The organism is Streptomyces sp. NPDC033136, assembly GCF_055578235.1.
The window spans coordinates 112,134-138,836 of the sequence record NZ_JBVIPD010000022.1 but is presented as its reverse complement, the minus strand read 5'-3'; the positions used below and the strand labels follow the sequence as shown (position 1 = coordinate 138,836).

General features: G+C 69.5%; 20 protein-coding genes and 1 pseudogene. 12 read left to right on the top strand and 9 right to left on the bottom strand.

Going from position 1 to position 26,703, the window contains the following annotated elements:
- The first annotated feature begins 289 nt into the window (after positions 1-289).
- Positions 290-1,015, top strand: coding sequence for a glutaminyl-peptide cyclotransferase (locus tag ACZ5TL_RS31465; protein ID WP_468594080.1), 726 nt, complete (start codon positions 290-292; stop codon positions 1,013-1,015).
- A 120-nt stretch (positions 1,016-1,135) separates the two neighbouring features.
- Here ACZ5TL_RS31465 and ACZ5TL_RS31460 read toward each other — a convergent pair whose 3' ends face one another.
- The 4 genes from ACZ5TL_RS31460 to ACZ5TL_RS31445 form a co-directional block, all read right to left on the bottom strand.
- Positions 1,136-2,026 (bottom strand): cutinase family protein, encoded by an 891-nt coding sequence (locus ACZ5TL_RS31460; RefSeq protein ID WP_468594078.1) that lies wholly within the window; start codon positions 2,024-2,026, stop codon positions 1,136-1,138.
- Between the two features lie 628 nt (positions 2,027-2,654).
- Positions 2,655-3,176: a hypothetical protein gene (locus ACZ5TL_RS31455; protein WP_468594076.1), complete on the bottom strand. Its 522-nt coding sequence runs from the start codon at positions 3,174-3,176 to the stop codon at positions 2,655-2,657.
- On the bottom strand, positions 3,173-5,443 hold the full coding sequence (locus ACZ5TL_RS31450; RefSeq protein WP_468594075.1) for a tyrosine-type recombinase/integrase: 2,271 nt from the start codon (positions 5,441-5,443) through the stop codon (positions 3,173-3,175). Before ACZ5TL_RS31450 ends, ACZ5TL_RS31455 begins: the two co-directional genes overlap by 4 nt.
- Positions 5,444-5,657: 214 nt before the next feature.
- On the bottom strand, positions 5,658-6,695 hold the full coding sequence (locus ACZ5TL_RS31445) for a tyrosine-type recombinase/integrase (RefSeq protein WP_468594074.1): 1,038 nt from the start codon (positions 6,693-6,695) through the stop codon (positions 5,658-5,660).
- A gap of 320 nt (positions 6,696-7,015) precedes the next feature.
- Between ACZ5TL_RS31445 and ACZ5TL_RS31440 the strand changes: the two genes are divergently transcribed.
- Both ACZ5TL_RS31440 and ACZ5TL_RS31435 read left to right on the top strand, forming a co-directional pair.
- Complete coding sequence (locus ACZ5TL_RS31440; protein WP_468594073.1) at positions 7,016-7,444, top strand: DUF6233 domain-containing protein; 429 nt, start codon at positions 7,016-7,018, stop codon at positions 7,442-7,444.
- Between the two features lie 16 nt (positions 7,445-7,460).
- Positions 7,461-8,840, top strand: coding sequence for a hypothetical protein (locus ACZ5TL_RS31435; RefSeq protein WP_468594072.1), 1,380 nt, complete (start codon positions 7,461-7,463; stop codon positions 8,838-8,840).
- Here the strand turns inward: ACZ5TL_RS31435 and ACZ5TL_RS31430 are convergent.
- From ACZ5TL_RS31430 to tap, 3 genes are all read right to left on the bottom strand, one after another.
- Complete coding sequence (locus tag ACZ5TL_RS31430; RefSeq protein ID WP_468594071.1) at positions 8,837-9,535, bottom strand: TIGR02391 family protein; 699 nt, start codon at positions 9,533-9,535, stop codon at positions 8,837-8,839. The genes ACZ5TL_RS31435 and ACZ5TL_RS31430 overlap by 4 nt on opposite strands.
- Before the next feature lie 131 nt (positions 9,536-9,666).
- The gene (gene tpg, locus ACZ5TL_RS31425) at positions 9,667-10,224 is read right to left on the bottom strand and encodes a telomere-protecting terminal protein Tpg (RefSeq protein ID WP_468594070.1); all 558 of its coding nucleotides are present in this window, start codon (positions 10,222-10,224) and stop codon (positions 9,667-9,669) included.
- Positions 10,225-10,236: 12 nt separating this feature from the next.
- A complete protein-coding gene (gene tap, locus ACZ5TL_RS31420) occupies positions 10,237-12,477 on the bottom strand; it encodes a telomere-associated protein Tap (protein WP_468594068.1) in 2,241 nt (746 codons plus the stop codon).
- A 161-nt stretch (positions 12,478-12,638) separates the two neighbouring features.
- Here tap and ACZ5TL_RS31415 point away from each other — a divergent pair, with 161 nt between their 5' ends.
- Positions 12,639-14,468 carry a zeta toxin family protein gene (locus tag ACZ5TL_RS31415; RefSeq protein ID WP_468594066.1) on the top strand — a complete coding sequence of 610 codons (1,830 nt, stop codon included), beginning with the start codon at positions 12,639-12,641 and terminating at the stop codon, positions 14,466-14,468.
- On the opposite strand, the gene ACZ5TL_RS31410 is transcribed toward ACZ5TL_RS31415, so the two are convergent.
- The gene (locus tag ACZ5TL_RS31410) at positions 14,432-14,698 is read right to left on the bottom strand and encodes a hypothetical protein (protein ID WP_468594065.1); all 267 of its coding nucleotides are present in this window, start codon (positions 14,696-14,698) and stop codon (positions 14,432-14,434) included. The genes ACZ5TL_RS31415 and ACZ5TL_RS31410 overlap by 37 nt on opposite strands.
- A gap of 198 nt (positions 14,699-14,896) precedes the next feature.
- Here ACZ5TL_RS31410 and ACZ5TL_RS31405 point away from each other — a divergent pair, with 198 nt between their 5' ends.
- The 4 genes from ACZ5TL_RS31405 (at position 14,897) to ACZ5TL_RS31390 (ending at position 20,451) form a co-directional block, all read left to right on the top strand.
- The gene (locus ACZ5TL_RS31405; RefSeq protein ID WP_468594063.1) at positions 14,897-16,000 is read left to right on the top strand and encodes a hypothetical protein; all 1,104 of its coding nucleotides are present in this window, start codon (positions 14,897-14,899) and stop codon (positions 15,998-16,000) included.
- Positions 16,001-16,070: 70 nt separating this feature from the next.
- Complete coding sequence (locus tag ACZ5TL_RS31400; RefSeq protein WP_468594062.1) at positions 16,071-17,264, top strand: tyrosine-type recombinase/integrase; 1,194 nt, start codon at positions 16,071-16,073, stop codon at positions 17,262-17,264.
- Positions 17,261-19,879 carry a tyrosine-type recombinase/integrase gene (locus tag ACZ5TL_RS31395; RefSeq protein WP_468594061.1) on the top strand — a complete coding sequence of 873 codons (2,619 nt, stop codon included), beginning with the start codon at positions 17,261-17,263 and terminating at the stop codon, positions 19,877-19,879. The genes ACZ5TL_RS31400 and ACZ5TL_RS31395 overlap by 4 nt, the downstream gene beginning before the upstream one ends.
- Positions 19,876-20,451 (top strand): DUF6262 family protein, encoded by a 576-nt coding sequence (locus ACZ5TL_RS31390; RefSeq protein WP_468594060.1) that lies wholly within the window; start codon positions 19,876-19,878, stop codon positions 20,449-20,451. The genes ACZ5TL_RS31395 and ACZ5TL_RS31390 overlap by 4 nt, the downstream gene beginning before the upstream one ends.
- A 787-nt stretch (positions 20,452-21,238) precedes the next feature.
- Here the strand turns inward: ACZ5TL_RS31390 and ACZ5TL_RS31385 are convergent.
- Positions 21,239-21,559: pseudogene (locus ACZ5TL_RS31385) on the bottom strand (transposase); the annotation flags it as partial.
- Positions 21,560-22,059: 500 nt separating this feature from the next.
- Between ACZ5TL_RS31385 and iolC the strand changes: the two are divergent.
- From iolC to iolD, 4 genes are read left to right on the top strand one after another with little or no spacing between them, the layout of a single operon-like run.
- Positions 22,060-23,049, top strand: coding sequence for a 5-dehydro-2-deoxygluconokinase (gene iolC, locus ACZ5TL_RS31380; protein ID WP_468594096.1), 990 nt, complete (start codon positions 22,060-22,062; stop codon positions 23,047-23,049).
- Between the two features lie 4 nt (positions 23,050-23,053).
- Positions 23,054-23,923, top strand: a complete 870-nt coding sequence (locus ACZ5TL_RS31375) for a Cgl0159 family (beta/alpha)8-fold protein (protein WP_468594059.1) — start codon at positions 23,054-23,056, stop codon at positions 23,921-23,923.
- Positions 23,920-24,813, top strand: a complete 894-nt coding sequence (gene iolB / locus ACZ5TL_RS31370; protein WP_468594057.1) for a 5-deoxy-glucuronate isomerase — start codon at positions 23,920-23,922, stop codon at positions 24,811-24,813. Before ACZ5TL_RS31375 ends, iolB begins: the two co-directional genes overlap by 4 nt.
- A complete protein-coding gene (gene iolD / locus ACZ5TL_RS31365) occupies positions 24,813-26,696 on the top strand; it encodes a 3D-(3,5/4)-trihydroxycyclohexane-1,2-dione acylhydrolase (decyclizing) (RefSeq protein WP_468594056.1) in 1,884 nt (627 codons plus the stop codon). Before iolB ends, iolD begins: the two co-directional genes overlap by 1 nt.
- Positions 26,697-26,703 lie beyond the last annotated feature (7 nt).

The window sequence follows — 26,703 nt, the reverse complement described above, 5'->3', positions numbered from 1 at the left end:
CTCGCTCTGGAGCGCACTCGTGACGTACGGCTTCTGGGCGCCGGGACGGTCGACGTCGGGCAGGCGCCGGCCGCACGGATGTCGGGCGGCCTTCTTCGCGCTCCCAAAGTAGATTTGGCTAACGATGGCCGGATGGCCCGTTTCCTCCCCTGGGAGTCGCCCTGTCGTTCTGCCCTGGAGGCTTCTGTTGCCCCTCGTTGGATCGCGACGGTCAGTCCTGCGGGGGCTGACGGTCAGTGCATGCCTCATCGTGTTCTCTGGGCTGACCGGTGTGACCCCGGCTGGCCGTATGGCAGTGCCTGCCGATCCACTGGAACTGGAAGCGAAGGTTATTCAGGTACTGCCGCATGACGCCAGCGCCTTCACCGAGGGCCTGGAAGTTCTGGCCGGCTCGCTGTACGAGAGCTCCGGAATGTACCGACAGTCCTGGGTACAGAAGGCAGATCTGTCCTCGGGCCGGGTGAGCCGACGCGTGGCGCTGCCCGCCTCATGGTTCGGCGAAGGACTGGCCCTAGTCGACGGCGGTCTGTGGCAGCTGACGTGGCGTGAGCATACGGCCGTGTTCCGGGACGGTCGGACCCTGGCCGAGCTGCGCCGGGCGACTTACGACGGCGAGGGCTGGGGCCTGTGCCACGATCGAGCACGGGGCCGGCTCATGATGAGTGACGGCAGCGCAACCCTGTCGCTCCGCAACCCGCAGTCCTTTGAGCTGCTGGGCCGGATCACGGTCCACGACGGTAACGGGCCCGTAAGCGGGCTGAACGAGCTTGAGTGCACCGGCACGGACGTGTGGGCCAATATCTGGCCCACCGATGACATTGCCCGTATCGATCCCGGCACAGGGCGCGTAAAGGCGACCCTGCACATCGGTGCCCTCCCAGATCTTCCACCCGCTGCCCGGCGTCCCGGCAACGTGAACGGCATCGCCGTGGACCCTTCCACACACGACTTGCTCATCACCGGGAAGCACTGGCCGCACGTTTACCGCGTCCGCCCACAGCCTGCCGAACGATAAGGCGGCTCGGCCGTCTCTCTTAACTTTGTGAGAAGTTGTCCTGCTGCAGTGCAGTGCGAGGGCATGCCCCAGGGGAAGAGCCCCCGTTCCGCAGCGGAACGGGGGCTCTTCCCCTGGGGGCTAGCTGAGTCTCTCTCGCAGAAAGTCGGCCACTTCCTGGATGGGGGCCCCTTCCGTGACGTACCGAATGTGCGGGCAGAGAATCGTGAGCGGTTCGCACCGAGGACTGGGGTAGTTCTCGACGGGGTTGTTGCACACAGGGTCTCCGGGGAGGCACACGCGACGGGTTCGGGCTTCGAGTTCCTCGGGCATCGCAGGGTGGAAGAAGCGGTTGTAGGGGTCCGCCACCAACCCGATGCCGCTGATTCGGCTCTGGATCTCAGGCCAACGGCCGCCGGGCTGCTGCTTTAGAGCTTGCAGCGCTAGACGGATGACCCAAGCTCCTTGGGAATACCCGGCTAGCACTATCTTGTGATCGGGGTGATCGGAGCAGCGGTCGATCCGATCGAGGATGACCGCTTGGAGTTGGTTAGCGCCATCTGTGACGCTGCGCGGCAACGGAACTCCGACATCCGCGAGTTCCTCCTCGGCACGCTCCAGAGCCGTTCCTGTCCGCGTCGCTAGACCAAGCCCGATCTGGATGGCTGCTTCCACAGTGACGCTGGCCGTGAGCTCTTCCACCCTTGCTGCCGGGTAGTCCAGCCCGTATACCAGCGCGCCGCTGGGCCTCAGGTTCTCCGCGACGGCGCCTGCATACGCGCCAAGGTTCTGCTCCGAGGTAATCGCGGAGTAGCCTCCTCGGGCGGGATCTGCATCCTCGCCGGAGCCTCGCACGCCGATGACGAGTGGCTTGGTGCAGTCAGTCAGGACGTCTGTTGTTGCCGGTGTCGTTGGCGGAGCACACGCGCCTCCAGGGATCGTGAGGACAGTACCCGGGAAGATCCAATGGCCGAGGTTACTCGTCCCGATCACGGGCGGTCCGGGGTGCTCCCGCGCGGCTGCATCGATCACTGCCTGATTGGCATCGTAGATCTCAGTCCACCTGGTGGGATCACCCAAGTACCTGTCGGCGATGTCCCACAGCGTGTCCCCGCTCGTGATCGTGTGGGTACAGACTCCCTCGGCCGGAGCCGGGGGCTGAACCGGAGCCGGAGGCTCGGCCGGGGGCTGAACCGGAGCCGGAGGCTCGACCGGGGGCTGAACCGGAGCCGGAGGCTCGACCGGCGGCGGGACCGGAGCTGGCGGCTCGACCGGCGGCGGCTCGGTCGTGTGAGTGTCGGAGGGCGTGGGCTCCGGGGTGGTGTGTGTGTCCGAAGGGGTAGGCGTCGGTTGGGCGACGGCTGAGTAGCCCGACGAGAGGACGATGGAGCCCGCGGCCAAGCTACTGACGGTCGCCAGGGCTATTCGGCGAGCTGGCCCTATTCGAGGGCGTGTTGGTTTCTTTAGCGGTTTCTGGTGCACAGTCGACCCTCCTGGAGAGTGGCACGCAGAGTCATCAATCGATTACGCTACGTGCACCACATGGAGGCGTCTTTCGGTGTTAGCCCAGATGGGGACAACGGTTTGAGCAAGTAATCCGGTGACCATCAGCGGAGCCGGTCACGTTCGGTCAATGCGGCCACAATTCCTCTGGGCCTGTTCATTCGCGCTGGTTGAGGGCTCGGGTCAGTTGGCGGTTGGCTTCTCGGGCGGCTGCCAGCTCGGCCTCTCGCTCTTCCAAGGACGCCGCCAGGTCGACGTTGTGCTGTTCCAGGCGGGTGATCTTGTGTTGGAGTGCGTCGATGTCGGCGGGGGCACCCAGGCCGGACTCGCGCCAGACCTGCTCTCCCAGTGCCTCGGACAGGCGCTTCTCTAGTTGCTGGATGCGCGTGACCAGGCGGGTGTTGCGGGCTTGGGCGTTGGCGAGGTCGGCCTGGAGCGAGGCGCGGCTGACCGGGGTGGCGCCCGCCGGGTCCTGATCGGCGGGTTCGAGTTCGGCGGCGTGGACCAGGGTGAGCAGGTCCCGGTGACGGTAGAGGAAGGTGCGGTCCACCCCGGCCTGTCGGGCGATGCCGGAGACGCTGATGGGTGAGCCGTTCTGGGCGGCAGCCTTGAGGGCGTTGGTCACCCGCTGGCGTCGGCGGTCGGTGCCGTCCTGGCGGCCCTGGTGCATCGTGCTCATGCTGGCCTCCGGGGGCGGACGTCGGGCAGGGGCTGGCCGATACGGGGCATGCCGAGTAGCACGGTGCGGCCGCGGCGGACCACGGCGACGGCTTCCTCGATCTGTGCCTGTTCTTCGACGCTGAGGTCGCCGAGGTCGGCCTTGACCCGGGCGATCAGACGCCGCACCCGGCGGATTTCCTCGTCCGAGGGCGTGGCCTCGCTGCGTGCCCAGTCGTCCGCGTCGAAGGCGGACATCAGCCGCTCTCGGCTGCGCAGGAGGTCGGCGAGGTATGCCTGAAGGTCGGGGAGGTAGGAGACGTCGGTGCGGAAGTGGTCGCAGCCCACGCAGCGGAACCGGATGGGGCAGCTCTGGCCGCCGGCCGCGACGTTCGACGGCTCCTGGCACACGCCGTACGGGACGCTGACCTCGCCGATCGCGCGCCTGACGTGTTCGGAGTCCAGCAGCGACTGGGCCTTGCGCCAGACCCGGTTGCCGTGGCGGTCGAACTGCAGGGCGACCACCCGGTCCACGGCCTCACGGCGCCGCTCCTGGCTGACCCGGTAGTAGTTCTGCGTGACCTTGAGGTCCGTATGGTCCATCAGTTCTTTGAGCACATCCGGGGCCACGCTGGCATCCGCGTGACGCTGGGCGTAGGTGTGCCGGTAGGCGTAGGGGAAGATCCGGGTCTTGTCGAACGGCAGCAGGCGCGTGACCGGCTCTCCTCCTTCTTCCACGGTGATGGGGACCAGGAAGTCGGGCAGGGAGTCGACCCAGGTGCGGTGGCCTTCCGAGATGGAGTAGATCGCCTTGGTGCCGCGTGGGTTCTTCTTCGTCGCCGGCAGCAGCTTCAGCTCGCTGACCGGGGTGTGCGGGAACAGCGTGCGGACGCGCTCTTGCTGGCCGGTGATGACCGCCGCGGTGGCCTTGCCGATCGGCAGCCGGCGCCCCAGGCGGTAGGTCTTGAAGTTGTCGTAGACCAGAACGGGCGAGCCGTCCGGGTCCTGCGCCAGGCAGTCCAGGGGCAGCTCGCGGATCTCTTCCGGGCGGCGGCCTGTGTCCATCAGCAGCTCGGTGCCCACCCGTACTTCGCGACCGGCCGTCTGCTCCAGCGCATCGAGGTTGTCGCACAGCTGGCGCATCACCGCATCGGGGAGGTCCTTGCCGGCCTCCGTGTCCTCTGGTTCGTCCGGGGTGTCCTCCCGTTGCAGCCGAAAGTCCGGGGGCAGTCCTTCCATCACCTGGCCCGGGTGGGTCAGGCCCAGGGTGCGGATCCGGGTGAGGACGAGTGCCACGTCGCGCACGATGTGGCTGCGGGTGCGGGCGCTGATGGTGCCGTTCTCGGCCAGGAAGGCCAGCCGGTTGCAGAAGGCGACGATGTCGCCGCGGTGCAGCACGGCCGGGTTGTCGCCGCCGTCTTCGCGCTGCAGCCGCAGGCTCTCCGACAGCCTGGTCATGGCCGTGACGTACGGCTGCACGGCGGTATGGGGCCGGGCGCCCCGCCGGCGCGGCAGATCGTCATAGGCCCAGATCTTCACCGCCTCCCGCAGGCGGGATTGCGAGATGCCGGTGAAGTCCAGGGTGCCGCCGTGGCCGGTGAAGATATGCAGGTCCCAGACGTCCTTTCGGCGTTCCGACTCCGGGGTCGCCCCCAGCCGGGTCAGCCAGACCAGCATTGTCCGTACCACGCTGCGCACCGCCTTGGTGTGGGCGAGCGTCTCGAACTTCGCCGGATCGGCGAACACTTCCAGACTCGGTGCGCCATCGGCACGCAGCCGGTCGCACAACGGACGCAGGAAGTGATCCCAGGTCTTGGAGCCCGCCACCGTGCGGGCCTGCAGACCGTAGAGGATCTCCGCGACCACCCTCTCCGGCAATCCCCGCAGGTTGACTTCCCGGTCCGCGTTGACCGCCGACTCACTGCGCCGCCACGCCTCCTCATCCGCCGTCTCCCCGCGCCGCCTGGCGGCCTTCCACCGCAGGTGGTGGGCCTGGCAGTAGCGCGCCCGCGCGTACTGGCGTTGCCGGTAGCAGACCTCGACCTCGCACTCGCCCAGGCTCTTGCGGGGCTTGACGGCCGGGTGGCGCACGAACTCCTCCAGCGGCAGCTTGAGCGTGTCCACCCGCTGGCGGTGGTGCGCCTCGCACAGCGCCACGCTCGATGACTTCCACGGGCGTTGGCACTCGGGCACCCTGCATGGCTGCTGGCGCACGCCGAGCATGCGGCCCTTGGCGACCTTGGTGAAGTCCTCGATGCTCCCCCCGACTCCTTCCAGATGGCCTCGCATCCCATGCACAGAGGCCGGCCGAACCGGGCGCCGCGCACGCAGCCGTTCACGACGCAGTCCGGCATGCCCAGCACCGGGTGGCTCTTCGGGTAGAAGATCACCCGCAGGTCCCAGTCCCACCGCACGAGTTGGAGGAACTCGGGGTCCAGGGCATCGATGATCTGCCGGGTGCGGGCATCCTCCACCTGCACGGGGGCGGCCAGCGCCAGGCCCATCACTGCTCCCCTCGCCCGCTCATGGCGCGCGGGGACGGCACCCGCTGGATGGCTTCACGCAGCCGGTCGCGGTTCGGGATCAGGTACGGCACGGCGGATGACGGATGGGACTGGCCCAGGAGCATCTGCACCTCGTCCCACGACCCGCCCGCGTCTGCAACGTTGCTGCCGAACGCGCGCCGGGCCATGTGCGGGGGCACCTTCCGCGACAGCTTCGCCCGCTGCCCCAGCCGCTCGAACAGCTCGCCCATCGCCTCCGGCGGCATCGGCGCCCCCAGCGGCTCGCGGAACAGGTTCACCAGCAGGAAGTCGCTGCCGCCCGCCCCGAGGATCGCGTACCGCTCGTCCAGGTACTGGTCGAAGCCCTGGACCACGAGGAAGTCCAAGGGCTGGATCCACTCCTTCTTCGACTTCGACCAGGCCCGGTTCGTGTTGCTCCGCCGCTGGACATGCACGTGTGCACTCTCGTAGTCGCAGCCCAGGTGGCGGGAGTCGGGCAACAGGTGGCAGTCACTGCGTCGCAGGCCGGCGACCTGTCCGCGGCGCAGCCCCACCCGGGCGTGCAACAGCACGATCAGCCGATCACGGGCGCTGCGGCAGGCAAGGAACATCGCCACGAGTTCTTCGTCCGAGGCCCGGTCGACATCCGCCTGCGGCTCCTGCAGCCGATGCCGTGCCCGCAGCCGGTAAGACAGGCCGGTGTCCTCGCCCTTGGCCTCCTCCGGAAGGTCCCGGCTGTCCGCGAGCTCGTAGATCTGCCCCAGCACCGACCGGGGCGCCGCATCCACCGACACTGCGTACGACAACAGCCCCCGCACAGCGGCGAGCACGCCGTTGACCCGACGCTCACCCCGCACCGGCCGCATACCCGGGCCACAGATCACCGGTCCCGGCTCGTCATCCAGGCGCGACGGCGTGTAGCGCAGCCACACCATGAACAGCCCCATGTCCCGGGCCGCCTCCGGCCACTCCCGCCCGGTCGCCTGGCACCAGCGGAAGTAGAACGCCGCTCCACCGGCGTAGGACCGCGTCGTCAATTCCGCCCGGCTCCGTCCGAAGCGAAGAAACCGCAGCCACTGATCAGCAACAGGAACCACCAGGAACTCGTCGTCGAGAACGGTCCAGTACCTCGTACCCGAAGGCAGATCCACAGGGAACGCCCGCATGCGCAACTCCATTGATGTGACGGCCGATACAACAACCCGCCACAGAGCCACACTCCCCGAGAACGAGTCTCAGGCGATCAACGAGCCCCTCCCGTACGACGTCACACCACACCGTCTCTCGCCCCAGAGAACAGGAGGTCACCGGCCGCCTCCAGGAGCGCCAGCAGGTCCCGGGCGCCTGGCTGTACAAGGTGGCCGTCCCGGCCTGGCAGAACACGCCTTCCGGAGCCGTGGAGCCCGCCTGGTACGTGGTGTGGGTGCAAGCCCCCGACCACGTGAAGCCCGTGCCCGGCGTCTCCTACGACGACGTCCCCACGACCCGGCTGCCGCCGCCGTCGACGGAGCAGCAGATCCTCGGGGAGCGCCGGCCCTCGGGCTGGGTCCTGCAGAAGCTGGACGGCGGCCGCGGTCCCGGCCCGGGCATCATCCACGCCGTCGACTGCGAGGAAGCACCCGCCGGGACACCGCTGCTGACCCTGGACCAGGCGCTGGACGCAGCCGAGCATCCCGGCACCAGACTGTGCTCCCTGTGCAGCGCGGCAGCGGAACTCGACCCCGTACTCAAGGGGTTCGAACATGGCTTCGGCAGCTCGGAAAACGACAGCAGGGGAACGAAGTGATCGCCACACTTGCAGGATGAGCTTGTTCCACGCCGACTCGTACAGCCCCGACGACATGGTGATGCACCCACGCCATCAGGCGATGCAGCCGGTGCTTGTCCAGCTCATCCAACAGCTCCGCGACTGCGAGACGGTGGAGGCCGGAGTCGAATTCCAACGTGCCCTGCTCACCCGCCTGCTGGACGTGGAGAAGCACCGCTGGGAGTTCAAGCGTGCCGCCACCCGGATGCGCAAAGGCAAGCAGCCGCCCCCGGAGGCCCCGGAGCCCCAGTCAGGTCGCGACCTCTCCGACATCGCGACCTGGCGATTCGAGCACGACGTGTGCGAGCGGCTGGCCCGCCAGCTGCGCTCGGTCGGTGACGCGCTGGCCTGGCGCGTCTTCGGCTTCCACCGCCCGTTCATCCTCGCCCTGTGCCGCAACCAGTCGCCCGGCCCGATGTACGGCAAAGCGGGCCTGCCGGCAGAACTCGAACACCTCGAGAGGGCCTGCAAGGAGGACGGCGCTTTCGCACTCCTGCACGACCTAACCAACTGCCTGCGCATCGGCGACATCACCGTATGGGACGGTGTGAACCCGCCCCGCACGGAAGAGATCAAGACCAACCCGAAGAACAGCAGGAGCGTGCAGCTACGGCGGATCAACCAGGCCCGCGCGGCGGTGCTGGACGGCGGTCCGTTGCCCGGGGACAACGCCTCGGAACTCCTTTACGACCTGGACCTGCCGCTGCGCACACACCTGGACGTGCTGCGCGACGCCCTGGAGCGGGCCGCAACCGACGGCATCTACGCCACGCCGGTGCCCGGCAGCCGGGCCCTGTTCGTCGTCGACCAGTACGGATGCGTCCAGCAAGGCATGTCCTCCAAGCAGTTCAACGAGCGTCTTCAGCACGCCGCCGACAGCGCCCTGCAACGGGCAGGGATCGCGGCCGGCCGGGAGGACTACAACATCAACGCCACCAGCCTGGACAGCACGGCCCGCGACCCGCTGCGGGTGCCCTGGGCGAACTACCCGCTGCATCCGGTGGCCTGCGCCCGGCTGATCGGCGACTACGCCGTGGCGACCGTGGAGACCTCCGGTCCCGTACTGACCCGCCTGCTACAGGCCGCCGGCCTGGACGCGCGCTGGGTCCGCCCGCCGGGCAATGCGGACCTCCAGCAGGGCGAGGTCATCATGGAGATCCACCAGCAGGAACAGCTGCGGTCCGTGGCCCTTCCTGGCGGTCTGACGATGACGCCGGGATGGACGCTGCAGATGCGCCGATCCGAGCTGGACCGCTATCTGATGGAGCTACTGCAACCGGGCTCCTGGGTCGCGGGCATCAAACACGTCCTCGCCGCACGGCAGGCCGGGCGGCCGTGGCCTCACTACCGCAACGAGCACGAGATCTGGGTCTAGGCAGCGCGCTCCACAGCGCACTGCTCGATCCAGCGGGCGAGGACGCTCAAGGTCGCCAGGTGCTCCAACGCCTCCTGTTCGGTCCAGGTCACCTCATCCTCGTGAGCGGCGACGTTCCGCAGGGCGAGGAAGGCGCCGGCCGCGAGGTACTTGGCGCCTTCCTGGCGGGCGCGCCACGTAGGTGTGTTGCGGTCGCCGTCGAACCGCAGGCGCGGTTTCCCTGCGACGGGGTCCTTCATGTCGAAGGCCTGCATGCACAAGTCCGTCTCGCCGATGTCGTGGCGCCCCAGCTTCTGCTGGAGACGGCGGTTCACGGTGCGGGCAGCAGCCAGGACGGCGTCCTGCCGGGCCTCTGCGCCCCACAGTGGGGCGGCCGGCTCCCACACCCAGGGGTGGAACTGGTCGGCGGGCAGAGTGGGTGCATCTGGTACGAGACGGGCGGCCCATTCGTCCATGTCGGCCAGAATGCCCAGGCCCCGGTGAACCTCATGGCGGGCCATGGCTTCGCCCGCCATCTGATCGAGGTTGATCTTTTCGGCAAGCTGCGGGTCCAGGAGCCGCAGGATCTGCTTGACCGTGGGCTCTGCGCGGTGCAGCTGCTCATACAGCGCCGGATCACCCACGTAGTCGCCCGGCCTCGTACTGCGTTCGTAGCGCAGGGCCAGGTCGCCAAACGCCTCAAGCTGCTGTCGCATCCAGTCTCGATCCACGGGCCGCATCCTAGGAGCGGGGTCTGACAACCCCTGTCTCACCGGCTCGGCAAAGCCAGGAGCAGCAGCCAAGGCCCGAACCCAGAAGGCGGTTCGGGCCCTGACTGCGGGGCGATCTACAGGTCGAACTCGAGGTGCTCGATGTCCGTGAAGCGGACCTCCTCCAGCTGGCCGGCGCGGCGGCCGTTGTCCTGGAAGTACACCTCCTTGAGCCCTTCGGCCGTGATCTCCCGCAGCTGCTGGTCGCTGGCTCCGGCCTCCTGGGCCTCGAAGAGACGGGCGGCGTAGCGGGGCGGCAGGGCGACGGTCAGGTGCCGGATGCGGTCCTGGTCCGTCGACCCGATCGGCGCGGTGTAGCCGAGCCGGGCGCGGGTGTCGATGACGATGCCGCCGGTGGTCGCCGCCTGCTGCCGGGCCTTGGCCCGGATCTGCGGCTGCCACCGGGCCTTCACCTCGCGCTCCAGGCGCGCGGCGAGGTCGGGGCGCGGCTTTTTGATCTGGTCCTTCACGTACCGTTCGACGGTGCGCTGGGAGATGCGCAGCATTTGGGCGACCGCCTTGGTGGTCTTGAGCTGCTTGACCAGGTACCGCATCTGCGCGCCCGCGCTCTTGGGCGCCGGGCGCGTGAACGCCTTCTGCACCGCGGCTTCCAAGCCGTCCCCGAACAGGCTCATCGTGGCCTACTCCTACTCTCCGTTGTCGACGTCGGTGACGGTGCCGTCCTTGATGTACCGGGCGAGGTTGAGCTCCGGCGCGTTGAACCGCTCCCGGACTTCCTCACCCCACAGGACATCCTGGGTGCCCTCGTGCTTCACCAGGCCGGGGTTGATGCCGAGCTTGAAGCCGCCGGGCAGCGCCTTGCCCTCCCGGTAGGGCAGGAAGTCCAGCGGGCTCGGCCCGTTCGAGGCGTAGACGACGCAGTCGGACAGGATCGCGACCGGGTACTGCCCGGTGAACGCCGCGTGCTTGACGATCTTGCGGTGCAGGTTGATCCGGGTGCGGGAGATGACCGCCGCGCGGATGTCCGGCCGCCACGTCGGCCGGGACAGTGCGCGCCACGGCTCGCCCGGCCGCCAGCCCTCCCCGCGCGGGCGCTCGCGCAGCTTGCCCAGACCGCCCTTCACCGTGGCCTTGATCGCGGAGACGACGATCGCCAGCTCCGGGTCGCGGCTCTTGTAGCCGTCCATCGCGGCGAGGAAGTCGGCCGGGGCGAGGTCGGCGTCGACGCCGAGGTCGGCCATCGTGGCGAGGTAGGCGTCGCGCAGCCGGTTGTACCAGCCGTCCAGGTAGCGGCCGTTCTCGTACCGGACCCACGCCTCGATCGGGCGCACCTCGTAGCCGAGCTCCTGGGCGTAGGCGACGGTGGGCGTCGCGTACCAGGCCGGGCCGGTCGGGCGCTCGCCCTTCGGCGTGAACGGGGAGGGCAGCAGGCTGCCGTCCAGCTCCACCCACTCCTTGCCGACCTTCACCTTCGACAGGTCGACGTGGGACAGGTCGACCAGCCACGAGCCGGGCAGCTTCGGGTCGAACGCAGGGGCCTTGACGTGCGTCGGGGCGCCCAGACCGACGTTCAAGCCGTTGGCGCCGGCGGCGAAGGCCATGTTGACGTCGATGCCGACCAGGTGCCGCAGGGTGCACTCCGCGTCGGTCATCGGCCGCGCCCAGTCGTACGCCTCCTCGAACAGCTTCTCCGCCGGGCCACGCACGTGGAACCGGGGCAGGTCCTTGAGGACGGGGTGGCCGTCGGGGGCCTCGCAGGGGGCCGGGTCGACCGGGTCCTTCCCCAGGCTGCCGGGGTTGTGCTCGGAGTGCCGCTTGCCGTCGGCGTCCGGCTCGGAGGCCCGGGTCGGCGGGTGCAGCGCGGTCATCAGCTCCAGGCCGGTGACGGCGGTGGAGCCGCGCGGCGTCATCACCCTCGAGGCGTACACGCCCAGGACGCGGGCGAGTTCGGCCGGCGGAAGCTGCCCGGCCTCGCCCCAGTGCCGGGTGTCCAGCGCGTGCCAGGACGGGATGCACAGCTGCACGCAGGCCCGCTCCGAGCCGGTCGCGGGCCGGTAGATCCGCGCCCACGGGCCGAAGCCGCGCTTGGTCAGCTTCCACTCCGCGCGCGCGAGCTGCTTGATGACCTTGTGGCCCTCCGGCAGGCGCCCGGCGAGCCGCTCCTCCTCCGTGAGCGTGACGGGAAGCCCGTAGCGCTCCAGGGCGGCCTCGGTGAGCACGAGCAGCGGGTCGGCGTCCTTGCCCGGCCCGGACAGCTTCGGCTGACCGAGCTTCGCCTCGCGCAGCGTCCAGTCGACCAGGGCCGGGATGCTCTTGGCGGGCACGTCCAGGACCAGGCCGCCGGTGCAGTACGCCAGCACCTTCCCGTCCTCGACGTCGACGATCGCCAGGGGACCGTTCTCGAACCGCGGGTCGGTGCCGCCCGCCGGGGTACCGGCCGGGGCCGCCTTCCGCGCGCCCGGATGGCGCGACGTCGATGACAGCCTGGTGGTGCGCGCCGGACGCGGCGCGGCCGCCGGTGCAGCGGCAGCAGGGGCGGAGGTCTGGGTGTTCTCGGTTGCAGTCATGGCCGCAGCCTCGGACACCTGCCCTGTGGACAGAGTCCGCGCTTCCGCCGGGGCGGGCGTGCCGGTGAATGTCGCCGGCACCGTGGGGGCGGCCGGCTCCTGCGTCACCGAGGGAGCGGGGTAGAGCTCGGCGAGCTTCTCCAGCAGCCGCGCGTACGCCTCGCGTTCCGGGCCGCGCGGCTCGGTCGGCTTCTTGACCGACTCCCAGCCGGACACGGTGGCGCGGCGCACCTTCAGCGCGGCGGCGACTTCGTCCAGCGTCAGGCCGTGCGCGACTCGCAGCCGCTTGCGCTCCTCCGCTGGCGGCAGCGGAGAGCGGGACGCGACCAGCGCGTCGACCGCATCGAACAACTCGGACATGGAACACCTCCTGACCGACACTCTACCCCATTAACCGTACGATTCGCGTACGGATTGCGTACGGCATCCGTTCTTTTGGCGTACGCGTGCTATGTTGACCTTGAAATGCGAACAGCTCTGCTCGGTCCCGACCGCGTGAGCTCGAACGGCATGGAGGACTGGTGGGGGAAGGCGGCCTTCTGGAGGCGTTGTCCGAGTCGGAGAGCCGCCAGGTGCTGGAGCAGGTGATCATTCCGGCGGCCACGACGGGAGCCGTGCGCCAGTCCCGTCCGCTCGCTGTGGTTGTCGCCGGGCAGCCGGGCGCAGGGAAGACTGACATCGCCGATCTCGTTCAGGCGGCTCTGGACCGCCGGGGCGGCGCCGTACGGGTCTGCCGCGACCTCTACAAGGCGGCACACCGCCGGTACACGGAGCTCCTGACCGCCGATGTCCGCACCGCCGGCGTCAAAATACGCCCGGACACGAGCCACTGGCAGGCCGCGGTCGAAGATTACGTACGTGCCTGCGGCTTCGACGCGGTCATCGAGTCGGCCCTCGCCGATCCGCAGGAGTTCCGGGCGTCGTCGTCCGCGTACCGCCGCTCCCGGCACCGGGTTGAGGTGGTCGCGGTCGCGACGGCCGAGGCGTGGAGCCAGCTCGGGGTTCTGGACCGCTTCCTGTCCGAGGCGATCCAGGGCGGTGGCCGGTACGTATCGTGGGAGAACCACGACACCTGCGCCCAGCAGATGCTGGCGACACTGGCGGTCATCGAGGCCGAGCAGTTGGCCGACCGCGTCACCGTCGTACGGCGCGATGGCACCGTGCTGTACGACAACGACCTCGTCGACGGAGTGTGGCGCCGTCGGCCGGCGGCCGAGCGGGCGGTGGCGTACGAGCGTTCCCGGCCGTGGAGCGCCCAGGAGACCGCTGTCTTCCGCCGGGACCTCGCCCGGACCGATCAGCGGCTGCACCGCGAACTGCACTGCGAGGACCGGCGCCTGGCCATCCAGCGGGACGCCGAACGCGCAGCCGCGCTCTCCGAGCCCGTACGACGCATAGCCCAGCCGCGACGGCGGGCGCCCGGCGTGGACTACCACCGGCTGTCAGCCCAGGAACACAAGTGGGTCTTCGATGAGCTGATCAAGCCGTCGTACCTGAGCGGCATCGTCCCCCGGGACGATCCGCGGGCGGTCTACGTGCTGGGCCAGCCGGGGGCGGGGAAGCTGCTGGCGGCCAGGATGGTGAAGCGCGCCATGCGGCCGGGGACTGCCCATCTGGTCGGCGACGACTTCAAGGCGTCGCATCCGGACTATCTGCGGCTGCTGGCCGAGGACCCCCGCAATGCCGGGGCCGCGATCCGACACGACTACCGCAGCTGGTTCGCCGAGGCCGAAGCGTACGTGCGCCAACTCCACGGCGACGCACTGATCGAGGGCGCGCCGGGCAGCGTGGAGGAGTTCCTGGCCAGTGCGCTGCCGTTCGCGGCCGACGGCTACCCGGTCGAACTCGTGGTCCTGGCCGTGCGGGAGGCGGACAGCCTGCTGTCCACGGCGCTGCGCTACGCCCGCTCCCTGCAGAGGGGCGGCTACCCGCGCTTCACTTCACGCGCCGGCCATGACGTGTGCTTCAGCGCCCTGGCCGATGTCGTCGACGCTGCGCAGCGGCATCCGGCGATCACGGCCATCACGGTGATCCGGCGGGACGGCGAGGCCCTGCTCCGGCAGGAGCACAGCGGTGGCCGACAGGCGGCCTGGGCGCTCGCCGCGGAACGGACGCGACCGTACACCGAGCAGGAGGCCGCCGCGTTCCTCCGCCTCCACCACGCGCTGCGCCGGGCCCTTCCCCAGCACCGGCAGGAGCTGGACGAGATCGCAGCGCTCGCGCGACCGCTGATGCCCGCGCGGGTGCAGCCGGCCCACATCGACCGGCCGCACCCGCACCCCTGGCCCCTGCCAGTGCGGCGCGCGCCCGCGGACTACGACTCTTTGAGCTCCTTCAGCCGGGCCGCGTAGACGGTGGCGATCCGCTCGGCCTCCTCCGGGTCGGCGGTCGTCAGCTGCGCCTGGTCAGCGAGCGCGGCCTGACGGCCGGCCTTCAGCTCCTCGATCCGCTCCTCGTCGGGTACCGGCTTGCGCAGCTCGGCCGCGATGTGGGTGCTGTACCAGGTCACTACGTCGCGGACGATATCTGCCGCGTCCTGCTCTTCGCCGCCGTCCAGGCCAGAGAAGTCTGGGTCGGACATGGCTACCACCTCTTACTGTTGATCTTGATGGGAAACGGTCATTGTCTCCCTGGCCGATTCCGGTGGCACAGTGCCGCGACGCGCCACCCCTGGAGCGGGAACGCCTTCGCGGCCTGGAGCATCGGGGGGATGCTTCCCCAAGGAGCCGTACGGGGGCATAGGTTGACCCCAAAGTGATCATCGATTCGGGGGTTGGACGTGGCAGGTCGGGATCTGCGGGCGCTGTTCAGCACGAACGACCCGGGCCTGCAGGCCGGGGAGGCGTTCACGAACCGCCAGCTGCAGTGGGAACTCGTAGCGACCGCGCTCACCGGCCACCTGCAGCGCACCGCCACCCCTGGCTTCGACGTCGAGGACCTCGAGGCTCCGCGCGACAACATCATGGTGTTCCACGGGGTCGGCGGCATCGGCAAGACGACGCTGTCCCGCAAGCTCGAGGCCGCGCTGGCCGGCGCCGAACAGCGGCCCGCGCAGTGGGGGGAGCCGACCTGGGCCGGTGAGCGGATCCTGCCCGTAAGGATCGACCTGGCCCGCTCGGCCGGCACCTCGTTCGAGGACCTGGTGCTGACGATCCGGGCCGCGCTCAGCACGCTCGGCCGACCACTGCCCGCCTTCGACGTGGCCTTGCGCCGCTACTGGGAACAGCAGCACCCCGGCGAGCCGCTGGAGGAGTACCTGCGCCGCGGCGGCCTGGCCAGCCGGTTTGGCAAGGCGCTGCCGCAGCAGATGCAGTCGGCGATGGCCGACGTCGCCCAGGCCCTCCTCCTGCCCGGCACCGTCGGTACGGCGATCGGCCAGATCACGGGCTCCCTCATCAATGCTCTGCGGGAGCGGCGGCAGACCGTCCGCGCGCTCGCCCAGTGCGCGCGGCTCGCCGACCTCCTGGAAGCCGACCCCGACCTGGAGGCGCTGTCCTTCTATCCGCACCTGCTGGCGTGGGAGCTCGCCCAGTTCCCCGCGGACAAGCGCGTCACGCCGGTGATCCTGCTGGACACATTCGAGGACGTCGGCGACCGCACCCACCGCGACCTGGAGCGGCTCATCCAGCGGGTGGTGTGGCTGATGCCGAACGCCTTCTTCATCGTCACCGGCCGCTCGCGCCTTCAGTGGGCCGACCCGGTCTTGCAGGGGCAGCTCGACTACACCGGGCCGACCGCCTGGCCCGGCCTGGCCGCGCCTGCCTCCGCGATCCCGGCCGCGCGGGCAGCTAGCGCCGCACGAGGGCGCGGGCGGCAGGTGCTGGTCGGGGACTTTACCGACTGTGCTGTGAGTGTCGGGGTCACTCGTCGGAGTGGTCCGTAGGGCTTTCGCGTTCTCATTTACCGATCTCGGCAAGGCTGTTCGTCGCGTCGGGATGCGGCGGGAGGGGCATGTGCGGAGCGTGATTGTCCTGGACGACATTCGTGTCCAGGAGATGGTCCGAGGGGACGGGAGCCGGGCGTACACGATCGTGTGGCCGGACCTGACCGTGGACGAGGAGGCGGACTGCTTTCTCTGCCAGTACGAGGGCTCGGGGACGCAGAAGACGTACGCGTACACCCTTGTCGATCACCTGCGGTGGCGGGTGCGCGAGGGGCTGACGACGGCGAAGGTCTCGCTGTCGGATCTGCAGCGGTACATGGGGGCGGTCGGGGCACGGGTGCCGATGCCGTTCGGAGAGCCGTGGCGGACGCCGCCGAAACGTCCGTACGGCTCCGACGCCCTCAAGGTCACGGCCGCCTGCCTGAAGGGCTTCTACCTGCACCAATGCGCCCGGCAGGGGGTGAACCCGGAGCTGAAGGCGGCCTTGGACGTCCGGCGGCTGCCGACTCAGCAGGACCGGGACCGGGTTCTGCTGGGGCACGTGGTGACCTCGATGTCGGCCAACCCTTTGATGCCGCCCGGCCGTTCGCGCCGCCGGCATCCCAAGATGCTCCCGGACGGGGCGAGGCCCGAGCTGCTGGATCAGGTCAACACGGCCCGGGACGCGATGGTGGTGACCTGGCTGTCCGACACGACCCTGCGGATCGGCGGGTTGACCGGGCTGCACCTGGTCGACCTGCACCTGCGGGAGAACGCGGCCTGCGGCGAGTGTAAGAGTCCGCACGTTCACGTGTGTCACCGCGGGGCCAACCCGAACCGGGCGGCGGCGAAGAAGAAGCCCGACTGGCAGCTGCAGGACGGTGTGATCACCGGCGGGGAGATCTACCGGGTGAGCCCGGCAATGATCAGCACCTATTTCACCTACATGACCACCGAGTACACGAAGTACGCCACCGGGCACGGGATGCTGCTGATCCAGCTGCACGGGTCGAACACCGGTGATCCGTGGACGGCCGACGCTGCCCGCGGCATGCTGCGGCGGGCCGGGAAACGGGCCGGCCTGCCCGGCCGCATCAAGCCGCACCAGTTCCGGCACAGCACGATGGGCAAGATCCTCGACGCGTCGGGCAACGACCCGCTGGTGGCCAAGGAGGCGGGCAACTGGGCCTCGATGAGGATGGTCGACGAGGTCTATGGCCATCCCGATCAGCACTCGCCGGGGTTCGTGGCCGCCTTGAAGGCCGTCTGGGGTGAGGAGGAGTGAGTGCTCCCGTCCGCCGGCTGCTGCCTGTCTTGTCGCCGTCGTCGGTTCCGAGCCGCACCACCGGCGACCGGCTGGAGTTGCTGACCGCCCTGCTCAACGCGCCGACGTTCGACGCCGCCTTCCACACGGACGTGATCGACTTGCCCGGCGACCACCCCGTCTATGCCTGGGAGTGCGGCGTCCCGCGGTGCGAGCGGCCTCTGAACCCGGGCACCGAGTTCTGCAATATCCACCTACGCGACTGGGGCCGACAACGCCGGGAAGGCGTCAGCGTCGCCGAGTTCCTTCGCACCGCCCAGCCGTTGAAGCAGGCATCCTGGAAGACGCCGCCGCCCTGCCGGATCTGTCGCCATACCCCCTCCTGGAGTCCGGACCGGCTCTGTCACATGCATGCCACCCGATGGCGCCGAGCTCAATATCCGCACCTCAAAAGGGGTGCTGCCCCGGACTTCGATGAGTGGGCCGCCAACCAGCCGGTGCTGCCCTCGTTCGGGCAGTGCCAGGTGGTGCCGTGCCCCGAGGCCGCGGTGCATGCGCTGGGACTGTGTCGGCGCCACCGGCTCCTCTACAACCGCGCCGGGTGTCCCGGCGGTGCCCGGCTTCCTCATCACTGGGGCCGGCTGGTCAACGAAGGACACACGTCCGGTCTCGTCAGCTACCAGGACGAGGCCGCCTTCCGGCGATGGTGCTGGGAGACCGGGCCGATCATGCGCTCTCACGGCAAGGTGTCACTGCTGGGCCTGAAACCTCTGGTCAAGGCCGAGATCCAATGGGCGATGTTCCACCACACCCAGACTCCAGCCCAGGGCACGAACTGGGCACTTCCCTGGATCCAGCACCTTGCCGAGACCTGCCGGACCGCCAAGGCGGACTCCCTGGCCGACCTCGACCTGGACAAGTACAACCGCCTCGTCCGCCAGGTGGGCACGGCAATGCTCGGCTACCTACGACTGGTCTACTTCACCCGAGAAGACACCAAGGACGCCGGATTCATCGAGACCGAACACTTCGGCGTCCGCTTCCCCCACGCCGGCAGCAGAATCGACCTGAGCCGAGTCACACAGCGCTGGCTACGCGACCTGCTATGGGACTTCCTGGCCGCCCGGCTGAAGACGAACCCGCCCCGCAGCCGAACCAGTTTCGATCAACTACGCCGGGGATGCGTGGAGTTGAGCGCCTACCTCGAAGGCTTCGTGCCGGGCGGAGGCCACGACCCCACGGTGCTCGCCGAGTCCCATGCGACCGACTTCGTCACCGATCAGCGGCACCGAGCCCAGCATGGCCTGAAGTCGCTCGGCATCCACCATCATCAGGGCGATCGTCGGTCCCGACATGCCGGTGAGCCCTCAATCGCCACCGCCGGAACCCTCTCGACCGTCTTGATGAGCGTTCGCCGCGTCCTGCGCGAAGCACTGGAGACCGGTGCTTCGGACAAGATCGGACTGGACCGCGGCTTCATCGTCGCGATGCCGAGGGCCACGGCCCCAACGGGGCGTCGATCGCCGTTCCCCGACGACGTCGCCAGGGCCCTGGCCCACCCGACCAACCTGGCGAACCTCGAAACGTTCGACATCAACAACCGCGGGCTCCGGGACGCCTGGGAAACGCTCGTCCTGGTCGGCCGCCGCTGCGGCGAGGTCCTCGACGCCCGCCTGGAATGCATCGGCCGGCTCAACGGGCTGCCGATGTTCTGGCACGACCAGACCAAAGTCGGCAACTACGACGAGGCCATCCGCATCCCCGAACGGCTCCATCAGCGGATCGAACGCCGCCAGGCAGTAACCATCGCCCGCTTCACCCAGCGCTACGGACGGCCCCCAACACCGCGTGAACGCCTGCAGATCGCCCTGTTCCCCCGGCAGTACAGCAACCGCAACCTACTCAAGGGCGCCAGCTACGGATGGTTCCACAAGCTGTTCCGCGACTGGGTCGACACGCTCGACATCGCCCACTGCGTCCCCCACCAAAGCCGGCACACGCTGGCGACGAACCTCTTGCGCAACGGCGCCGACCTCATCCACGTCAAGCGCTACCTCGGGCAGGTCTCCGAGCGGATGGCCGAGCACTACGTCCACCTCGCCAACACCGATCCCCGCCTCGAACAGGCCCTGCAGACCATCTGGGTCGCCGGCCCCGGATCGGACGAGCCCGGACTGATCCTGTCCGGCAGCGAGCCCATGTCCAAGGAAGAGGCCGAGGCCCTCGCCATCGACCTGACACGCCGGTCCACCCCGGCCGACGGAGGCTTCTGCACCTTCCAGCACGTCGTCGACGGCGCAGCCTGCCCCTTCAAACTCAACTGCCACAGCTGCGAGAACTTCGTGATGTCGGGTGCCGACCTCCTCTACTGGCACCGCAAACGCGAGCAGTGGCGCATGCTCGCCGAACGCGCGCCGGACAGTGCAACCGCCGACTACCTCCACGAGGTCTTCGAGCCCACCGCCCGCGCGATCACCGGCCTGGAACGTGCGCTGGAAGCCGTCGGTCTCCTGGACGAGGCCCTCGCGCTCGACCTCCGCCGCCCCCAGGACTACTTCGGCCGCGTCTGGTCCACCGCTTTCCGAACCGCGGACCTCACCGAGTCACCGGAGATCGAAGACGGTGATGCCGCATGACATCCACAGCCGACTCCCCAGCGGCCGCGATCGCCGCTCGCCGCCGCCAGACCCGCACCAAACTGACCCAGCTCGAGAAGGCCATCACGCAGCTTCGCCGCGAACGCAGACGGCTCAATGTCCGAGCCATCGCCGAGCGAGCGGGAGTGTCCGCCACCTTCTGCTACGAGAACACGGACGCACGAGCCCTGGTCCAAGCAGCCGTCGCCGACGCCCGACAACGGCGTGATCAAGGAGCCCAGCAGGAACACGAACGCATCGAAGCCTCCTGGCGCGAGCGCGCACTCAACGCCGAGGAGACCCTCACCCGCACCCAGCAGACCGTCTTCACCCAACGCAAGCGGATCGGCGAACTCATGGGCCAGCTCCGAGACATCGAACAGACGGCCCCAGCGGACTCCGCCCCAGCCCTCCGCACCGAGAACGCGTCACTCAAGCGCCGCCTGGACCAGATGACGCGAGAGCACCGCTCACTCCAGGAACGACTCGAAGGCGCCCGCTCCAACCTGCGGTTCGCCGAGAAACGCATCGCCGACCTCGAAGCCCAGCTTCTCGAAGGGGGCCAGTCATGACGAACACTCCGGACCAGCCCCGGCCTCCTCGCCTACGACCAGGCTGCCTCGCTCGCTCGGCTGGTTCCGTAAGCGAGGGGTGCACGTCGGTGATCAGGTTCGGCAGCGCCGCGACGCGCTTCCCGTTCCCGGCTTCGGCTTCGGCTTCGGCTTCGGCTTCGGCGGCAGTGTGGCAGGTTTCGGTCAAATGAATCTTGTAGCCCAGCCAGAACAGCTCCTCGCCCTTGGCCGCCCACCGCGCATCCGCATCGTAAGGAGAGGCCAGGCGGATATGACCAGGCGGGACGCCGTCCACCTCGGCCTCCCGCTTCCTGATCACCTCCCGTCCCCGCGCGCCGGTCCCGATGCAGTAGGTCTGCACCAGCACCTGCCGCAAAAGCTCCACCGCGGGAAGCTCCGCCAGCCACGGCGGGGCGCCGGGCGCGCGCACCGCCCGGCACAGCATCAGCGCGTCCTGCCCGAACACCACCGCAAGCCGGTCCCGCCTGGTCTTCGAGGCCGGCAGCTTCCATCCGTCCACGCGCGGGCCGTAGCGGTGCGCCAGTTCGGCGACATCCACCGCGCCGGCCAGCCACTCGGGCGCGGCTGCGGCCAGCACCTCCAGCGCGGCGCGCACGCTCTCGCCCGCCAGCTCCAGCCGGTTCAAGTCCCTCACCGCGCTGATGACATGGGTGGAGTCGCTGCGCTGCTTACCGCCCGCCGCAACGAGTCCCTCGGTGCGGCAGTGCTCCAGGAGCCGGTCGAAAACCAGGCGTTCCATGCCGTGCTCGATCAGGCGGGCGCGGAACTTGGCCAGCACGCTGAAGTCGAAGCCGGGATCGGTCAGCTCGGCGCCGATCGCGTACTTCCAGTCGATCGCGCGTACTGCCATCGCGACGGCCTGCCGGTCGGTCAGGTCCTCGGTGAACTGCAGGACAGTGACCAGCGAGAGCACCGCCGGGGACAACCCCGGGGCGCCGCGCACCCCGAACGCGTCGGTGTACGGCTCGTCGGCGAAAACCGCTTCCAGCCTGTCGCGCAGGCGTATCGGCAGACTCCCGGCCGGGAAAGCCGCCCGGGCCACCCTCGCTGTCTCCTCCGGAACCGCAGGCAGCCCCTCCGGCCGCATCGACATCCGCACCATCCCAGGACTCGCACCACTCATGACGACACGGCAGATCATCTCCCACTGGGCATCACAGCCGCGGCGAATTGAGCAACGGAGTCTTCGACAACATGCGTCTCCAGGCGGTGGGGAGGCCTACCGCCCCTACGAGGAGGCGCGGTGCCCCAGCCTGAAGGCGCCCATGCGCGCCGGAACGGGCTGACGGTCGATCGGACCGCCGAGTGCGACTTCGTGCGCGCCGTCGCCGCCGAGTCCTCAGCCGGCGCACTCGTCGACGTCGTCGGCTCCCCCCTCGGGGCGAGCAAACCGAAGGCGCCCGCCTACCGCCTCCCCTCGATGCACCCCCCTGCGGGCGGGCGCGAAATCTCTCTGCAACAAGCTATTGACATGACATTTGGACAGGGTCATCGTACTGGCACTAGAGCGCGCTAGTAGAGCGCGGCAGGCAGAGTCCTCCCCTGAGGACTCACCGGAGTCTCCGGATCGAAGGGAAACCCAGCGTGATGCCGTTCGAAGTGCTGACCATGGGCCGTGTCGGGGTGGATGTGTACCCACTCCAGACGGGTGTGGGGCTGGCGGAGGTCACCTCGTTCGGCAAGTACCTGGGCGGCAGCCCGACGAACGTGGCCGTGGCCACCGCCCGCTACGGGCGCGCCTCGGCCGTGATCACGAAGACGGGCCGGGACCCGTTCGGTGACTTCGTGCGCACCGCCCTGGACGGCTACGGCGTGGACAGCCGTTTCGTGGGCACGTCACAGATCGCGCCGACGCCGGTGACCTTCTGTGAGATCTTCCCGCCGGACGACTTCCCGCTGTACTTCTACCGGCTGCCGAAGGCCCCGGACCTGGACATCCGGGCGGATGAGCTGGACCTGGGAGCGGTGCGGGACGCGGCGATCTTCTGGTTCACGGGCACGGGGCTGAGCGAGGAGCCGAGCCGTGCGGCCACGCTGGCCGCGCTGGCACACCGGGCGAAGGCCGGTGTCACGGTGTTCGATCTGGACTGGCGGCCGATGTTCTGGGCCGACCCGGACCGGGCGCGGGCGTGCTACGCCGAGGCCCTGCGGCATACGACGGTGGCGGTGGGCAACCTCGACGAGTGCGAGGTGGCCACGGGCGAGCGTGAGCCGTATGCGGCGGCGAAGGCGCTGCTGGCTGCCGGGGTGGAGCTGGCGGTGGTCAAGCAGGGCCCCAGGGGTGTGCTGGCGATGGACCGGGACGGCTCGACGGCCGAGATCGCACCGGTGCCGGTGGACGTGGTCAACGGGCTCGGTGCCGGTGACGCCTTCGGCGGGGCGCTGTGTCACGGGTTGCTGTCCGGCTGGGACACCCGCCGCACGGTCACCTTCGCCAACGCCGCCGGCGCCATCGTCGCCTCCCGGCTGTCCTGCTCCGACGCCATGCCCACCGAGGACGAGGTCGAGGCCAAGGTGCGTTCGGCGACGCCCCGGGGGCGGGCGACGACTTCCGACGACTCCGAGCGAGAGGTGTGACGAGATGTCCGACAATGTGAGCCGGATCGTGGGAGCCCGGGTCGAGAACCCCGGGTCCATCGCCGCAGCGGCCGCCCGGCGTGTCAGGGCCTCGTCTCTCGTCGGTGAGCACGGCAAGGCGATGATCATCGCCGCCGACCACCCGGCACGCGGCGCCAACGGCGTGGGCGTTGACCCCTCCGCCATGGCCGACCGTGCCCGGCTGCTGGAGCGCCTGTGCATCGCGCTGGAGCGGCCCGGTGTGACCGGTGTGCTGGCGACCGCCGACATCCTGGAGGACCTGCTCCTGCTCGGTGTCCTGGACGGCAAGAGCGTCTTCGGCTCCATGAACCGGGCCGGGCTCGCGGGTTCGGTCTTCGAGATCGACGACCGCTTCACCGGGTACGACGCCGAGACCATCGCCGACATGGGCTTCGACGGCGGCAAGATGCTCACCCGCATCGCCCTGGACGACCCCTCCACTCCCTCCGTGCTGGAGAACACCGCTCGCGCGGTCGACGAGCTGAACGACCGCCGTCTGATCGCGATGGTGGAGCCGTTCCTTTCGGCGTGGCAGGACGGCAGGATCCGTAACGACCTCTCGACGGATGCCGTGATCAAGTCGATCACCATCGCCTCGGGGCTGGGGCGGCGTACCGCCTACACGTGGCTGAAGCTGCCGGTCGTCGAGGACATGGAGCGTGTCCTGGCCTCCTCGACGCTTCCGGCGCTGCTGCTGGGCGGCGAGGTCAAGGACGCGGATGCGGCCTTCGCCTCCTGGGGCAAGGCGCTCAAGCAGCCCACTGCTCAGGGCCTGGTCGTCGGGCGCTCCCTGCTCTACCCCTCGGACGGCGACGTCGCCGGTGCCGTGGACCGGGCGGTGAGCCTGCTGTGACATCCGCGAACAAGTACCACCTCCCCAAGGGGACTGTGGGCGACGATTCCTACGACGTCCTGGTCACGCCGGAGTCGGCGGGCTGGGGATTCTCCGGGCTCAGGATCCTGACCCTGGGCCCGGGCGAGGCGCACACCCTGTCCACCTCCGAGTCCGAGTTCCTGGTCCTTCCGCTGACCGGTGGCTGCACCGTCGCCGTCGACGGAGAGTCCTTCGAACTCGCCGGACGGAGCGGGGTCTTCGCCTCGGCCACCGACTTCGCGTACCTCCCCCGCGAGTCGGAGGCATTGATCAGCAGCGCGGCCGGCGGCCGGTTCGCGCTGCCCTCCGCCCGTACCGGGCGGAGCTCACTCTCCGCCCGGTACGGGCGCAAGGAGGACGTGCCGGTCGAGCTGCGCGGCGCGGGCGCCTGTTCTCGGCAGGTCAACAACTACTGCCTGCCGGGCACCTTCGAGGCCGAGCAGCTGCTGGTGTGCGAGGTCCTCACGCCCGGCGGCAACTGGTCCTCGTATCCGCCGCACAAGCACGACGAAGCCCGCACCGACGAGGCGGGCATCCCGGTCGAGAGCGAGCTGGAGGAGATCTACTACTTCGAGGTCGCCGGCGAGGGCGGCTTCGGCTACCAGCGCGTGTACGGCACGCCCGGGCGGCCGATCGACGTGCTGGCCGAGGTGCGCTCCGGCGACACGGTGCTGATCCCGCACGGCTGGCACGGCCCCTCGATCGCCGCCCCCGGCTACGACCTGTACTACCTCAACGTCATGGCCGGCCCCGGTCAGGACCGCGCCTGGCTGATCTGCGACGACCCCGCCCACGGGTGGGTCCGTGCCGCCTGGGACGCGCAGGACATCGATGACCGGCTGCCGTTCGGCGCCGAGGAGAACGCGTAATGGAAACCATCAGGCTCACCACCGCCCAGGCGCTCGTCCGCTTCCTGGCCAACCAGTACAGCGAACGCGACGGCCAGGAACAGCGCCTCATCCCCGGCGTGTGGGGCATCTTCGGCCACGGCAACGTCGCCGGCATCGGCCAGGCCCTCCTGCAGGCCGCCGTCACCCGGGAAGCCGACCTGCCCTACTACCTCGCCCGCAACGAGCAGGGCATGGTCCACGCCTCCGTCGCCTACGCCAAGATGCGCGACCGGCTCGCCGCCTTCGCGTGCACGGCATCGACCGGTCCCGGCTCCACCAACATGATCACGGGCGCGGCGCTCGCCACGACGAACCGGCTGCCGGTGCTGCTCCTGCCGTCCGACATGTTCGCCACCCGCGCCGCCGACCCCGTCCTGCAGCAGCTGGAGGACACCCGCGGCGGCGACGTCACGGTCAACGACGCCTTCCGCGCCGTATCGAAGTACTTCGACCGCATCTCCCGCCCCGAACAGCTCATCCCCGCCGCCCTCGCCGCCATGCGGGTCCTGACCGACCCGGTCGAGACCGGCGCCGTCACCCTCTCCCTCCCACAGGATGTCCAGGCCGAGGCTCACGACTGGCCGGTCTCCTTCTTCCGGCGCCGGGTCTGGCACGTCGGCCGCCCGGTGCCGGAGCCGGCCGCCGTGGAACGCGCCGCACGTCTGCTCCGCAACGCCGAGAAGCCGCTGATCGTGGCCGGTGGCGGCACCGTCTACTCCGGCGCCGAGACCGCCCTGCGGGCCTTCGCCGAGGCCACCGGGATCCCCGTCGCCGACACGCACGCCGGCAAGGGTGCGGTGCCCTGGGACCACCCGTACGCGGTCGGCGGCATCGGCTCCACCGGGTCGTACGCGGCGAACGAGCTGGCGAAGGACGCCGATGTCGTGCTCGGTATCGGCACCCGCTACTCGGATTTCACGACCGCCAGCCACACCGTCTTCGGCAACCCCGACGTCACCTTCGTCAACCTCAACGTGGCCCGCCTGGACGCGGTGAAGCACTCGGCGGAGCCCATGGTGGCGGACGCCCGGCTCGGCATCGAGGCGCTGGCAGACGCTCTCGCCGACTGGGAGGTGGGACCGGAGTACCGCGGGCGCGTTCGTGAACTCATCGCCCGTACTCGGCAGATCGAGGAGGAGTGCTTCGCCCCTGACCGCAACACCGGCGCGCTCCCGGCCCAGACCCAGATCCTGGGCGTCCTCAACGACGTCCTGGGCGACCGCGACGTCGTCATCAACGCGGCCGGCTCCATGCCCGGCGACCTGCAGCAGCTGTGGCGGGCCCGCGACCCGAAGGCCTACCACGTCGAGTACGCGTACTCCTGCATGGGCTACGAGGTCGCCGCCGGCGTCGGTACCAAGATGGCCGACCCCTCCCGCGAGGTCGTGGTCCTCGTCGGCGACGGCTCCTATCTGATGATGGCGCAGGAGATCGTCACCATGGTCTCCGAAGGCCTCAAGGTCATCATCGTCCTGGTCCAGAACCACGGCTTCGCCTCGATCGGTGCGCTGTCGGAGTCCTTGGGTTCGCAGCGGTTCGGCACCAAGTACCGCTTCCGCGACGGGGATTCCGGCCTCCTCGACGGCGACGTCCTGCCTGTCGACCTTGCCGCCAACGCCTCCTCCCTCGGCGCCGACGTCCTGCACGCCGGGACGGTCGAGGAGTTCCGGGCCGCGATGGAGAAGGCCAAGGTCGCCACCCGCACCACCGTCGTGCACGTCGAGACCGACCTCTACGGGCCCAACCCGCCCGGGCACGGCTGGTGGGACGTCCCCGTCAGCCAGGTCTCCGAGGTCGACTCCACCCGCACCGCCTACCAGACGTATGCCGCTCACAAGCAGGCCCAGCGTCACTACCTGTAAGCCCCGG

Excerpts from the sequence above, each read along its gene's own strand:
- ACZ5TL_RS31430 (WP_468594071.1), bottom strand. The coding sequence starts at position 9,535 with ATGCGACAGCAGCTTGAGGCGTTTGGCGACCTGGCCCTGCGCTACGAA.
- ACZ5TL_RS31450 (WP_468594075.1), bottom strand. The coding sequence starts at position 5,443 with ATGCGAGGCCATCTGGAAGGAGTCGGGGGGAGCATCGAGGACTTCACC.
- tap (WP_468594068.1), bottom strand. The coding sequence starts at position 12,477 with ATGTCCGAGTTGTTCGATGCGGTCGACGCGCTGGTCGCGTCCCGCTCT.
- ACZ5TL_RS31375 (WP_468594059.1), top strand. The coding sequence starts at position 23,054 with ATGTCCGACAATGTGAGCCGGATCGTGGGAGCCCGGGTCGAGAACCCC.
- ACZ5TL_RS31455 (WP_468594076.1), bottom strand. The coding sequence starts at position 3,176 with ATGAGCACGATGCACCAGGGCCGCCAGGACGGCACCGACCGCCGACGC.
- iolD (WP_468594056.1), top strand. The coding sequence starts at position 24,813 with ATGGAAACCATCAGGCTCACCACCGCCCAGGCGCTCGTCCGCTTCCTG.
- ACZ5TL_RS31410 (WP_468594065.1), bottom strand. The coding sequence starts at position 14,698 with ATGTCCGACCCAGACTTCTCTGGCCTGGACGGCGGCGAAGAGCAGGAC.
- tpg (WP_468594070.1), bottom strand. The coding sequence starts at position 10,224 with ATGAGCCTGTTCGGGGACGGCTTGGAAGCCGCGGTGCAGAAGGCGTTC.
- ACZ5TL_RS31390 (WP_468594060.1), top strand. The coding sequence starts at position 19,876 with ATGACATCCACAGCCGACTCCCCAGCGGCCGCGATCGCCGCTCGCCGC.
- ACZ5TL_RS31435 (WP_468594072.1), top strand. The coding sequence starts at position 7,461 with ATGAGCTTGTTCCACGCCGACTCGTACAGCCCCGACGACATGGTGATG.
- iolC (WP_468594096.1), top strand. The coding sequence starts at position 22,060 with ATGCCGTTCGAAGTGCTGACCATGGGCCGTGTCGGGGTGGATGTGTAC.
- ACZ5TL_RS31465 (WP_468594080.1), top strand. The coding sequence starts at position 290 with ATGGCAGTGCCTGCCGATCCACTGGAACTGGAAGCGAAGGTTATTCAG.